Source organism: Bacillus sp. FCW2 (genome assembly GCF_021228595.1).
Taxonomy (GTDB): Bacteria; Bacillota; Bacilli; order Bacillales; family Bacillaceae; genus Bacillus; species Bacillus velezensis.
The window spans coordinates 3444291-3456300 of record NZ_CP089436.1 but is presented as its reverse complement, the minus strand read 5'-3'; the positions used below and the strand labels follow the sequence as shown (position 1 = coordinate 3456300).

Sequence of the window (12010 nt, the reverse complement as noted above, 5' to 3'; positions counted from 1 at the left end):
TAATTGTTTATTCAACACTGTCCGTTAAAGTAATCCATATCAACAAATAGGACAGCGATCCGCATCTTACTTATGAAGGGAGGTCAAAGCCGGATGCCGTTATGCTGAAAGAAAAAGTAAAGACAGCAGGCCGTTTTTGCACTGTAGGCGTCGGAAATACGCTGATTGATTTTGGTGTCTTCTTTCTTCTCGCCGCTTGTCATGTCCCCTATCTTCCGGCGCAGATCTGCTCCTATTCGGCAGGGATCATCAACAGCTATGTATGGAACCGGAAGTGGACGTTTCGTGTAAAACGCAAGGCTGACGGGAAAGAGATCATGCGATTTCTCATGATTAATCTTGCCGCGTCGGGAATCACCTTTTTGCTGCTTTACGCGTTTCAAAAAGGCGGCTGTTCGCTATTGGTGAGTAAGTTCGCCGCCACTATCGGCGGAATGATGATGAATTTTATCGGAAACCGAATCTGGGTATTTGGAGATTCGCTGAAAAACATACAGGATCAGGAGTGAAGATGAATGAGAAAAAAAGTGAGAAAAGCGGTCATTCCCGCAGCAGGTTTAGGAACGAGATTTCTGCCGGCGACAAAGGCGCAGCCGAAAGAAATGCTGCCGATTGTCGACAAACCGGCCATCCAATATATTGTCGAAGAGGCCGCAGCGTCAGGAATTGAAGATATACTGATTATTACAGGGAGAAACAAACGTTCGATTGAAGATCATTTTGACCGGTCGGCGGAATTGGAATTCAATCTGCGGGAAAAAGGCAAGACGGAGACGCTGAAGGAGATGCAGCAGATCGCCGATTTGGCCAATATTCATTACATCCGTCAGAAAGAACCGCTCGGATTAGGACATGCGGTGCTGTGTGCGGAGCATTTTATCGGAGATGAGCCTTTTGCCGTTCTCTTAGGTGATGATATTATGGTATCTGACACTCCCGCTCTTTCACAGCTCATAGACGTCTATAACCAACACGGCACAGAAACGATCGGCGTACAGCCCGTCGATCCTGCTGATGTCAGCAAATATGGTATTATACAGACGGGGCGGCAGAGCGGTCATGTATACCAGGTTGAGGATCTGATTGAGAAACCGGCTGTTGAAAAGGCGCCCTCTCATATTGCCGTGATGGGCCGCTACATATTAACCCCTGCTATTTTTAAAACGCTGAAGACGATCGGAAGAGGCGCGGGCAACGAAATCCAATTGACAGACGCGCTGCGCGAAGTGTGCCGCACCCGAAGCATTTATGCGCGGGAGCTTGAAGGAAGCCGGTTTGATATAGGAGATAAGTTCGGCTGTTTTATGGCCGGCACGGAGATCGGGCTTCTGCGGGAAGAAATGAGACCGAAACTTTTAGCTTATTTAGAAGAGGTGTTAAAAAGAGAATCTGAAGAAATCGTGCGCTAAAAAATAATTTGTAACCATTTTGCTTGTCAATCAGTCATATAATTGGGTAAAAAGATAAAGAGGTTGTGAACAGTGTGGGCAATTTTATTAGTGAAATATTATCCTGGCTGACAAGTATGGGCTATTTAGGGATTGCGCTCGGATTAATGATCGAAATCATTCCGAGTGAAATCGTTCTGGCTTACGGAGGCTATATGGTGTCAGAAGGTACGATCAGCTTTATCGGCGCCATTGTCGCCGGTGTGATCGGGGGAACGATCGCGCAGTGCTTTATTTACTGGATCGCCCGTTATGGGGGACGGCCGTTTTTGGACAAGTACGGCAAGTACTTACTTCTGAAAAAGCATCATGTTGATGTTGCGGAAAACTGGTTTCGCCGTTACGGCGCCGGCGTTGTGTTTTCGGCGCGGTTTATCCCGGTCGTCAGACATGCGATTTCCATCCCGGCCGGCCTTGCGAAAATGCCTCTTTCCAAGTTTGTCATATTGACGACGCTTGCCATTATTCCGTGGTCTGTCATTTTCGTTTATCTCGGGTATCAGCTCGGGGGACAGTGGAAAGACGTAGACAGCTATGCCGGAATGTATACAACTCCGATCATTATATTGGCGCTCGTATTTATTGTTGTTTATTTTGTTGTAAAGAAAATGAGATCAAGACTGTGAAAAAAGACTGCATAAGAACGGCTGTGAGCCGGATCTGTGCAGTCTTTTTTTTATTTATACCGGGTATACGGGGTGTTTCCGGTGTGTGAATGTCAGTTGTTTGGACATGTAAGCAGTGAGGCGTTTATTGAGTTCATCCCGCAAGGAATCAGCAGGAACAATGCCGTCAATCACCATTTCAGAGGCAAGCCGGTAAAGGTTAATGTCTTCCTTATATTCATCACGCTTTTCTTGAATAAAAGCCGGTCTTTCTTCAGGGGCTAGCTCGCTGATTTTCTTTGCGTAGACCGCATTCACCGCTGCTTCAGGACCCATTACGGCAATTTGCGCAGTCGGAAGCGCTAAACAGCAGTCCGGTTCAAAAGCAGGCCCCGCCATCGCGTATAATCCGGCACCGTAGGCTTTTCTGACGATAACGGAAAGCTTCGGAACAGTCGCTTCCGCCATTGCGGAGATCATTTTTGCGCCATGCCTGATGATGCCCGCCTGCTCAACCTTCGTTCCGATCATGAATCCGGGAATGTCTGCTAAAAACAGAAGCGGAATATGGAATGCGTCGCACAAAGCGATAAATTTTGCGGCTTTATCCGCCGAATCGAGAAATAAAACCCCGCCTTTGACACGCGGCTGATTGGCGATAATGCCGACCGGCTGTCCGTGAATCCGCGCAAGCCCCGTTATTAATTCCTGCGCAAATAACGGTTTAATCTCAAAAAATGAGTCTTCATCAATGACACGTTCAATTAAATCCATCATGTTGAACGGTGCGTTTTGATGTGCCGGGATGACATCTGAGAGCGGTTTTTCAAAAGCTTTCGGGTTCTTAGATTTGTTGACGGGCGCTTTTTCAGTATAATTTGCCGGAAAGTAGCTGAGATATGTCTGCGCCATCATGATTGCTTCCTGTTCCGTCGGGGCGAGGAGATCACCGCAGCCTGATACGGAACAATGCATACGGGCGCCGCCCATTTCTTCAAGCGATACTTTCTCGCCGATCACCATTTCCGCCATGCGCGGGGAACCTAAGTACATGGATGCATTGCCTTCGACCATAATGACAATGTCGCAAAAGGCCGGAATATAAGCGCCGCCCGCAGCGGAAGGGCCGAACAATAAACAGATTTGCGGAATGCGGCCCGACAGCTTTACTTGATTATAAAAGATGCGGCCGGCTCCCCTTCTGCCCGGGAACATGTCGACCTGATCCGTAATTCTCGCACCTGCGGAATCGACTAAGTACAAGAGCGGACACTGAAGCTTTTCCGCCGTCTCCTGAATGCGGATGATTTTTTCCACCGTTTTCGCGCCCCACGAGCCCGCCTTTACGGTTGAGTCGTTTGCCATCACACAAACGGTTCTGCCGCCGATGGTTCCGATCCCGGTAACGACCCCGTCAGCCGGCAGTCCGTCTGACATGCACTCGGCGAAAAAAGCGTCTTCAACGGATATGCCGTCATCGAATAAAAGCTTCAGCCTGTCTCTTACAAAAAGTTTTCCCTTCTTTTCGTTGCTTGCGTGATATTTCGCGGCTCCTCCCTTTTCAATCGTTTTGCTGCGTGTCTGCCGTTCTTTTTCGTAATCCATCCGAGTCCCTCCATGTTTTATTTTCCTTTGTATTCAGGGGGTCTTTTTTCTTTAAAAGCGCGCAGGCCCTCTTCTCTGTCAAGTGTGGGGATGACTTGTTCATATGCTTTTCGTTCGATTTCGAGCCCTGTATTGAGATCTGTCTCCAGACCCTTGTTTATCGCGGATTTTGCTTGTCTGACGGCGATCGGCCCATTAGCGGCGATGCGGCCGGCCAGTGCTTTTGCTTTTTCCATAAGTTCATCGGCTTCACAAACATGCTCGATCAGCTTCATGTCTTTTCCCTCTTCGGCAGAAAGCCTTCGGCCGGTATAGATCAATTCTTTTGCCGCGCCGGGGCCGATAAGCCGGGGCAGTCTCTGCGTTCCGCCCGCTCCGGGAATGATCGCAAGCCCTGTTTCAGGAAGGCCGAGGCCCGCCCGGCTGACGGCGATTCTGATATCGCAGGCAAGAGCGAGTTCAAGGCCTCCTCCGACAGCGGTGCCGTTCAGCGCTGCAATGACCGGCTGCGGGAGAGCTTCAATGGATGCGGCCGTTTCACCGATACGCCTGACGCTTTGTTTGACTTGTTCATGGTCCATCCCCGCTCTTTCTTTTAAATCAGCACCGGCGCAAAATGTGTTCCCGGTGCCGGTGAGAATGACACAACGAATGGATGGCGAGTTTTTGATGTCTTCAATCACACGCTGTAAATGATCAATCATTTCTGAAGACAGCGAGTTGGCCGCATGCGGGCGGTTCAGCGTGATCAGACCGATTGTTTCTTGACAGACGGAATACAAGACGCAATCTCCCATGGCTTCTCCTTTCTCATTTCGTTCTGAATGCCTGCAGGTTTCTGCTTGGCAGGTCTTTGCCTATTTTATCCGCGATCCAGCCGGCGGCATAAAGAAGTTTATTCATGTCCGTCCCGGTATCAATCCCCATTTGTTCGAGCATATAAATGACGTCTTCTGTGGCAGCGTTGCCTGCTGATCCAGGGGCGTACGGGCAGCCGCCAAGCCCGCCTGAGGAAGTATCAAAGGATGTGATGCCCATATCAAGAGCGGGAATGATATTCGCTAGAGCCGTTCCTCTTGTATCATGAAAATGGAGTGCGATTTTTGAGGCGGGAATTCTCGGCAAAAGGGCTTCAAGCACGGCTATGACCTGCAAGGGGTTTGCCGCGCCGATCGTGTCGCCGAGCGATATTTCATCAACACCCATTTCGAGCAGGGTGTCTGACAGGCGGATGACTTGTTCGACCGGCACGTTCTGTTCGTACGGACAGCCGAACACAGTGGACAGATAAGCTCTCGTCGCCATTTTTTCAGCTTTTGCTTCAGTAATAACCCGCCTGAGCTCTTGAACGGTCCGGTCAATCGGTTTGTTTACGTTTTTTTGGTTATGGGTTTCGCTTGCAGATAAAAATACACATGCCTGATCGATTCCGCCTTCTGCCGCATGCTCCAGTCCGATGAGGTTCGGAACGAGAGCCGCGTAGACCGTATGTTCAGATCTGGCAATGCCTTTTGCGACGTCCAGGCTGTCACGAAGAGCCGGAATCCATCTCGGATGCACGAATGATGTCACTTCGATATAGGAAAGGCCTGTTTTTGACAGCATATTGATCCACTCAATCTTATCTTCTGTATCCACCCACGCCGATTCATTCTGCAAGCCGTCACGCGGTCCTACTTCATTGATGCGGACATGTTTCGGACAGTTCATGCTGCACCTCCCGTTTTATTGAAGTTCAATCAGGACCTCTCCTTCATCAGTGAAATCACCTTCTGATTTTTTCACTTCTTTCACCGTACCCGCTGCATCAGCGATAATCGGAATTTCCATTTTCATAGATTCCAAGATGGCCACTTCCTGTCCTTCTTCAATGACATCACCCGGCTTCACATGAATTTTCCACAGGTTTCCCGCCATCTGAATTTTTATGACGCTCATTTTGACGCCCCCTCGTTCATTGTTTGTAAAAAGCCGGTTGTCGCCTCACCCTTTTCAAACACTTCTGAATGGGCAATTTTTGTCAGCAGCGGAATGTTGGTTTTAATCCCTTCTACATGATATTCGCCAAGGGCGGTTTTCAGTTGTTCAATGGCTTGTTTTCTCGTATTCGCCGTGACGATCATTTTGGCAATCATCGGATCGTAAAACGGAGAAATGACGCTTCCCTTTTCGACGGCGCATTCGTGTCGCACTGACGGGTGTCTTAAAACGGAAAAAGACGAGATGGTACCGGGTGACGGGTAAAAGGTGACCGGATCTTCCGCATAGATCCGCACTTCTATCGCATGACCGCGGTGGTTGATATCTTTCTGCGAGAAAGTCAGCGCCTGCCCAGCGGCAATTTTCAGCTGTTCTTCCACAAGATCCAGTTCTGTAATTTCTTCTGTCACCGGATGCTCCACCTGCAGTCTTGTGTTCATCTCTAAAAAATAGATTTGTTTCTTTTGGTCGACGAGAAATTCTATTGTGCCTGCATTTTGGTAGCCGATCGATTTTGCGGCTTTAACGGCGGTTTCACCGAGTCTTTGTCTTAATTCATCGTCAACAAACGGTGACGGCGCTTCTTCTATCACTTTTTGGTGGCGCCTTTGGACTGAACAGTCACGTTCAAACAGATGAACGGTGTTGCCGAAAGAATCTGCGAGTATCTGAATTTCAATATGACGGGCATTTTCAATGACCTTTTCCATGTACATTGCGCCGTCTCCGAAAAAGGACGCGGCCCGCTTTTGATTGCCTTCGAACGCTTTGGCCAGCTCTTCTTCTGAATGTACGATCTGCATGCCGATTCCGCCGCCACCTGCGGACGCTTTCAGCATGACCGGAAAACCGATGGCACGGGCTTCGGCTAAGGCGGAGTGAACATCGGGCAATGGCTCTGAAACACCGGGAACGATCGGGACCTTTGCTTTTTGCATCGTTTTTCGGGCTTCTATCTTGCTGCCCATCTTGGCGATGATATCACCGGGCGGACCGATAAATGTGATTTGTTCCTTCCGGCAGCGTTCGGCGAACAGGCTGTTTTCTGACAGCAGCCCGTAGCCCGGATGAATGGCGTCCGCTCCGGCGGATTTAGCGGCTTCTATGATTCTGTCGATATGTAAATAGCTTTCATTTACTCTCGATTTACCGATCGGATAGGCCTCATCAGCAGCTTTTACATGCAGCGCGTCCCGGTCGGCTTCTGAATACACAGCTGCCGAGGGGATGCCGAGACGTTTGCAGGTGCGGATAATTCTTAAGGCGATTTCTCCTCTGTTGGCAATCAGGACTTTTTTAAACAAATGTGAAGCACTCCTTTTTCATTAAGTTAACTTGAGCTCTTCAATCGTTTTTTCCCGCAGCTTGAATTTCTGAATTTTTCCGGAGGCTGTCATTGGATATTCATCTGTAAACAAAACATACCTGGGGACTTTATAGCGGGCGATATGTTCTTTGCAAAAGGCTCTGATGTCTTCTGCGGAAGCGGTTTGTCCGTCTTTGAGCCTGATCCACGCCGCGGCCTCTTCTCCGTATTTCGGATCAGGCACGCCGACGACCTGAACGTCTGCTACCGCGGGATGCCGATATAACATTTCCTCAATCTCGCGCGGATAGATATTTTCGCCGCCCCTGATCAGCATGTCTTTCAGACGGCCCGTGATTTTGCAGTATCCGTCCTCGTCCATGACCGCTAAATCACCGGTATGCAGCCAGCCGTCTTTGTCTATCGCTTCTTCGGTCGCTTCTTGATTTTTATAATAGCCTTTCATGACATGATATCCGCGGGTGCAGAGCTCTCCTTGTTCGCCCCGGGCGGCTTCTTGGGATGTTCCGGGCCGAACGATTCTGACTTCGATATGGGGAAGCGCGCGCCCCGCTGTTTCCACTCTTCTTTCAAATGAATCATCCGTTCTTGTCTGCGTAATAACAGGTGATGCTTCGGTCTGTCCGTAGGCAATGGTAATGTCGGTCATCCCCATTTTGCCGATCACTTCTCTCATGACTTCCGCCGGGCATGGCGAGCCTGCCATAATCCCGGTTCGGACGTGGGAAAGATCATATTCAGAAAAACGGCTGTCATTTAGGAGGGCGATAAACATCGTCGGTACACCGTGCAGAGCCGTGCAGGCTTCTTTCTCCACCGTTTTCAGAACGGCCGGCGGAGAAAACTGTTCGATCGGAATCATCGCCGCACCCGCGGAAACACATGCCAGCACGCCGAGCACACACCCAAAGCAGTGGAAAAACGGCACGGGAATACATAAACGGTCACATGAAGTAAGCTTCATGCATTCTGCGATATTGGCCGCGTTATTTACGATATTAAAATGTGAGAGCATGACGCCTTTCGGAAATCCGGTCGTACCTGATGTATATTGCATATGAATGCAATCACCCTTTTCCAGGCTGTCCATCCTTCCGTCAAGCTCTGCATCCGTTACAGACTCGGCATCCTTCAGCAAAGAATCCCAACGGTGCATCCCGGTCGGGCTTTTATCACCGATATATAACACCGTCCGTAAAAATGGATAACGTTTCGAACGCAGCCTGCCGCGCTCACAAGTTTTCAGCTCCGGAATCAGCTTATTCACCATCTCAACATAAGATGTCTGCCGGTAGGAATCCATGATTATCAGGGACGAGACATCTGAATGTGCCAGCAGGTAATCGAGCTCTGCGATTTGAAAATTGGTATTAATGGTGACCAGAACGGCGCCGATTTTCGCCGTTGCAAATTGCGCCGCGAGCCATTCCGGAATGTTGGATGCCCATATGGCCACATGATCTCCTTTTTCAACTCCCAGCTTCATCAGCCCTTTTGCGGTTTGCCGGCATAACCGGTCAAACTCGGCATACGTATAACGAAGGCTGCGCTCAGGGTAAACAACCGCTTCATGATCCGGAAAAAGCTTCGCGGTCCGCTCAAGCAGCTTTCCGGCTGTTAAATGGATAAGTTCAGCCATATGACCTGCCCCCTTCCATCCCTGTCTTGGTAAACGTTTTCATTTCACTTCAAAAGCTGTCTTGCGATGACCATTCTTTGAATTTCTGACGTTCCTTCGCCAATCTCCATCAGCTTTGCGTCACGAAGCATACGTTCGACACCGCATTCCTTCATATAACCGGAACCGCCATGAATTTGGATGGCCTGAAGGCACGTTCTGACGGCCATTTCTGAAGCATAAAGCTTGGCGAATGCCGCTTCTTTCGTAAATGGCAGGTTTTGATCCTTCAGCCATGCCGCTTTAAGCACCATCTGTCTGGCAAGGTCAATTTCCATCGCCATATCGGCCAGCTTAAATTGAATGGCTTGAAATGACGATATCGGACTGCCGAACTGCTTGCGTTCCTTCGCATATGACAGCGACGCCTCCAGCGCGCCTTGAGCGATACCGACAGCCAGTGCCGCAATCGAGATCCGCCCGCCGTCTAATGTATATAAAAATTGTTTAAAACCTTTTTCAGGATCACCGAGCAGGTTATCGGCAGGCACCCTGACATCCTCAAGCACAAGCTCGGCCGTATCCGACCCTCTCACACCCATCTTGTCGTACGGATTTGTGATCGTAAATCCCGGTGTGTCTGTGGGGACGATGAGAGCTGAAATGATCGGTTTTCCGGCGGAGTTTTTTCCCGTAACGGCGGTGACAATGACCGTGCGGGCGTAATTTGCGTTTGTGATCCAGCATTTCTCTCCGTTTATCACATAGTCATCGCCCTTTTTCTCGGCTCTTGTCTGGGTGCCGCCGGCATCTGAACCGGCATTCGGCTCTGTCAGCCCGAATGATCCGAGCGCTTTTCCCGAAGCAAGCGGAATAAGATGTTCTTGCTTTTGCTGTTCAGTACCGAAATAGTATAATGGGCTTGCGCCGAGTGACACGGCTGCCGCGTAGCTCAGCCCCGTGCTGCCGCAGGCTTTTCCGATTTCTTCGACCGCTGCTGCATATGAAATGGTATCACCGCCCGCCCCGCCGTATTCTTCCGGAAACGGAATTCCGAGCAGCCCGAGTTCGCCTATTTTTTTAAATGTGTCTATCGGGAAGACGGCTGATTGATCAACCTCATGGGCTTTCGGGGCAATTTCATTTTTGGCGAAATCTCTGACCATTTCGCGCACCATCTGCTGTTCTTTTGTCAGTTGAAAATTCATTAACCTTCCTCCTTCTGCTGCTTTCTACATTTTATTAATGGGGGTCTTTATTCATTCCATCCAAATGAAGTCTGAACATTCGGACTCATCCGCCGCAAAAAAACTGACAGCGCCGCAACTGTCAGTTTTATTAATAATGGCTATTTAATCGTCCGTTTTGCGGAGGGACGGCTCTCATGGTGTAGCCTGTCAACGGAAGTAACGATATAGGTGCAGGCTTCTTCCGCCCGAATATCAGTATCTGAAAATGTCTGCGTCCGTGACGATGTTTTTCTGACTGTATCCACTAAATAAGGCTGCTTTCCCTTTTCTGCGCGGTAAATGGCGTAATAAGCCGTTTTTTTACCGTTGGATTTCGCATCTTCAATATAGAGTGTATGGCCTGAATCGTTCTTCTCCGCCCGTTTGACAGCCGGTTTTTTTAAAGCGGAATGTCCGAGCCAAGGCATCTCGGGAATTAATGCGGGCCGGCTGTACATGTCTTTGATCAAACGGTTTTTCACATCGAGCGGATTACGGTTTAAATCCTTTAAACTGAAATGCATGCTGCCTTTTATCCATGCTGATCCCCTGTTAAGAGCAATCTGTCTTCCGTATTCCCCCGGGTCGGCCCAGGCCGGATCAGCATTGTTGTTGATTTTATAAGCTGCCTGCCCGATATATAAATGCACCGGCCGATTGTTCACTTCTTTTCCCCACCAATCCGCTAAGACGTCATATGCCGCCGCTTTAAATCCGATGCTCCAGTAAATTTGCGGTGCGATGTAATCAATGTATCCTTTTTGGATCCATTCTCTCGTATCAGCATATAAATCATCGTAGTTCCGCACCCCGGCGGCCGTTTCGGAGCCTGTCGGGTCATCTGCGGCATTTCTCCATACGCCGAACGGGCTGATTCCGAATTTGACATAAGGTTTTTCTCGTTTGATGGTTTGGTTGATTTCTTTTACAAGCCGGTTGACGTTATCCCTGCGCCAGTCATCAACTGATGCAAAGTGAGCTTTTCCGTACCGTTCGTATTCCGCCTGATCGGGGAATTCCTGTCCGGCAATTTTATAAGGATAAAAATAATCATCCATATGAACCGCATCAATGTCATAACGGCTGACCACCTCTTTGATTCCATCCGTTATAAATTGTCTTACTTCCGGAATGCCCGGATTATAGTACAGCTGTTTTCCGTATGCAGCGACCCAGTCCGGATGGGAACGCGCGGGATGATCATCTGAAAGCGCATTCAAATTTGTATGATTCATCGTGATCCGGTAAGGATTGAACCAAGCGTGAAATTCAAGATTCCGTTTATGTGTCTCTTCAACTAAAAAAGCAAGCGGATCGTAGCCGGGATTTTTGCCTTGTGTTCCTGTCAGATACTCTGACCAAGGCCCGTAATCTGATGGATAAAAAGCATCAGCCGCAGGCTTAATTTGGACGATAACGGCGTTCATTCCCATCTCCTGAACGTCATCCAGCAGCTTGCTGTATTCTCTTTTTTGCTCTTCCGGTGACAGCCCTTTTTTAGAGGGCCAGTCGATATTGGTGACAGACGCGATCCAGACGGCTCTCATTTCTCTCTCCGGCTGAGTGCCGCTTGCTTGTGCGGATGCTGAGAATGTAAAGATGCCGGCTGTCAGTACAACGGCCAAAAACCATATCATGCTAAAACGGCAGCTTTTCATGTTTTTCCCCCTCTCTGCTTTACGGTATTCCGAAGCATTCCGGGCGGTGAATCAGAAAGCCTGCTTTGCTCCTCTCAGCCTAAAAGGGAAAGAAAAAAGTCCTAAAGCGAATAAAACGCTTCAGGACTTTTTATGTTTCATGGCGGCGAGCACGTCAATGATCTTCGTTCCGACGCCGACACAAGTTTCAAGAATGGCCTGCGCTCCGGCGATGGACAAAATGAAAATAACCGGATGTGCATAGCGGGGCCAGACCAAGTAGCAGATGCCGATCAATATCGCGCACCAGACGCCCGCACACCAATAACATTGCAGCATATAACCGAATGCGGAGGAAGGGACTTTTTTTTGGACGGCGCGCCCGTTTTGATCGACGGTTTTTTCTTGCTTTATAAAGGGTTTTCTTATGAATTCCGTAATCTTATCAAATACGATCAAATGGGTCAGCCGGTAGCTGGCAAGAATAATCATTACATACGTAAGCCAAGATAGGTTCGTCATGTCAAAGCCTCCAAAAAACTGAGTTTGATTCCCCTATCT

At 49.0% G+C, this 12010-nt stretch carries 12 protein-coding genes; 3 read left to right on the top strand and 9 right to left on the bottom strand.

Going from position 1 to position 12010, the window contains the following annotated elements:
- Positions 1 to 101: 101 nt before the first annotated feature.
- The 3 genes from K3G25_RS17140 (at position 102) to K3G25_RS17130 (ending at position 2074) form a co-directional block, all read left to right on the top strand.
- Positions 102 to 509: a GtrA family protein gene (locus tag K3G25_RS17140; RefSeq protein WP_014418060.1), complete on the top strand. Its 408-nt coding sequence runs from the start codon at positions 102 to 104 to the stop codon at positions 507 to 509.
- 6 nt (positions 510 to 515) lie between these two features.
- Positions 516 to 1409 carry a UTP--glucose-1-phosphate uridylyltransferase GalU gene (gene galU, locus K3G25_RS17135; RefSeq protein ID WP_014418061.1) on the top strand — a complete coding sequence of 298 codons (894 nt, stop codon included), beginning with the start codon at positions 516 to 518 and terminating at the stop codon, positions 1407 to 1409.
- Positions 1410 to 1483: 74 nt separating this feature from the next.
- Positions 1484 to 2074 carry an undecaprenyl phosphate transporter UptA gene (locus K3G25_RS17130; protein ID WP_007410125.1) on the top strand — a complete coding sequence of 197 codons (591 nt, stop codon included), beginning with the start codon at positions 1484 to 1486 and terminating at the stop codon, positions 2072 to 2074.
- A gap of 54 nt (positions 2075 to 2128) precedes the next feature.
- Here the strand turns inward: K3G25_RS17130 and K3G25_RS17125 are convergent, their stop codons facing one another.
- The 9 genes from K3G25_RS17125 to K3G25_RS17085 all read right to left on the bottom strand — a co-directional run bounded on the left by K3G25_RS17125 (position 2129) and on the right by K3G25_RS17085 (position 11971).
- Positions 2129 to 3658: an acyl-CoA carboxylase subunit beta gene (locus tag K3G25_RS17125; protein WP_014418062.1), complete on the bottom strand. Its 1530-nt coding sequence runs from the start codon at positions 3656 to 3658 to the stop codon at positions 2129 to 2131.
- A 17-nt stretch (positions 3659 to 3675) separates the two neighbouring features.
- Positions 3676 to 4455, bottom strand: coding sequence for an enoyl-CoA hydratase (locus K3G25_RS17120; RefSeq protein WP_021493383.1), 780 nt, complete (start codon positions 4453 to 4455; stop codon positions 3676 to 3678).
- Positions 4456 to 4468: 13 nt separating this feature from the next.
- Positions 4469 to 5368, bottom strand: a complete 900-nt coding sequence (locus K3G25_RS17115; RefSeq protein WP_061862265.1) for a hydroxymethylglutaryl-CoA lyase — start codon at positions 5366 to 5368, stop codon at positions 4469 to 4471.
- Positions 5369 to 5383: 15 nt separating this feature from the next.
- The gene (locus tag K3G25_RS17110) at positions 5384 to 5596 is read right to left on the bottom strand and encodes an acetyl-CoA carboxylase biotin carboxyl carrier protein subunit (protein ID WP_007410121.1); all 213 of its coding nucleotides are present in this window, start codon (positions 5594 to 5596) and stop codon (positions 5384 to 5386) included.
- Positions 5593 to 6942, bottom strand: a complete 1350-nt coding sequence (locus tag K3G25_RS17105) for an acetyl-CoA carboxylase biotin carboxylase subunit (RefSeq protein WP_095060165.1) — start codon at positions 6940 to 6942, stop codon at positions 5593 to 5595. Before K3G25_RS17105 ends, K3G25_RS17110 begins: the two co-directional genes overlap by 4 nt.
- A gap of 21 nt (positions 6943 to 6963) precedes the next feature.
- Positions 6964 to 8604, bottom strand: coding sequence for an AMP-binding protein (locus K3G25_RS17100; RefSeq protein ID WP_029973823.1), 1641 nt, complete (start codon positions 8602 to 8604; stop codon positions 6964 to 6966).
- Between the two features lie 44 nt (positions 8605 to 8648).
- Positions 8649 to 9791: an acyl-CoA dehydrogenase family protein gene (locus tag K3G25_RS17095; RefSeq protein WP_017417916.1), complete on the bottom strand. Its 1143-nt coding sequence runs from the start codon at positions 9789 to 9791 to the stop codon at positions 8649 to 8651.
- 140 nt (positions 9792 to 9931) lie between these two features.
- Positions 9932 to 11470, bottom strand: coding sequence for a glycoside hydrolase family 10-like protein (locus tag K3G25_RS17090; protein WP_017417917.1), 1539 nt, complete (start codon positions 11468 to 11470; stop codon positions 9932 to 9934).
- Between the two features lie 120 nt (positions 11471 to 11590).
- Positions 11591 to 11971, bottom strand: coding sequence for a DUF1360 domain-containing protein (locus K3G25_RS17085; protein ID WP_014418069.1), 381 nt, complete (start codon positions 11969 to 11971; stop codon positions 11591 to 11593).
- Between the last annotated feature and the right edge of the window lie 39 nt (positions 11972 to 12010).

Excerpts from the sequence above, each read along its gene's own strand:
- K3G25_RS17140 (WP_014418060.1), top strand. The coding sequence starts at position 102 with ATGCTGAAAGAAAAAGTAAAGACAGCAGGCCGTTTTTGCACTGTAGGC.
- K3G25_RS17090 (WP_017417917.1), bottom strand. The coding sequence starts at position 11,470 with ATGAAAAGCTGCCGTTTTAGCATGATATGGTTTTTGGCCGTTGTACTG.
- K3G25_RS17085 (WP_014418069.1), bottom strand. The coding sequence starts at position 11,971 with ATGACGAACCTATCTTGGCTTACGTATGTAATGATTATTCTTGCCAGC.
- K3G25_RS17125 (WP_014418062.1), bottom strand. The coding sequence starts at position 3,658 with ATGGATTACGAAAAAGAACGGCAGACACGCAGCAAAACGATTGAAAAG.
- galU (WP_014418061.1), top strand. The coding sequence starts at position 516 with ATGAGAAAAAAAGTGAGAAAAGCGGTCATTCCCGCAGCAGGTTTAGGA.
- K3G25_RS17115 (WP_061862265.1), bottom strand. The coding sequence starts at position 5,368 with ATGAACTGTCCGAAACATGTCCGCATCAATGAAGTAGGACCGCGTGAC.
- K3G25_RS17110 (WP_007410121.1), bottom strand. The coding sequence starts at position 5,596 with ATGAGCGTCATAAAAATTCAGATGGCGGGAAACCTGTGGAAAATTCAT.
- K3G25_RS17095 (WP_017417916.1), bottom strand. The coding sequence starts at position 9,791 with ATGAATTTTCAACTGACAAAAGAACAGCAGATGGTGCGCGAAATGGTC.
- K3G25_RS17120 (WP_021493383.1), bottom strand. The coding sequence starts at position 4,455 with ATGGGAGATTGCGTCTTGTATTCCGTCTGTCAAGAAACAATCGGTCTG.
- K3G25_RS17100 (WP_029973823.1), bottom strand. The coding sequence starts at position 8,604 with ATGGCTGAACTTATCCATTTAACAGCCGGAAAGCTGCTTGAGCGGACC.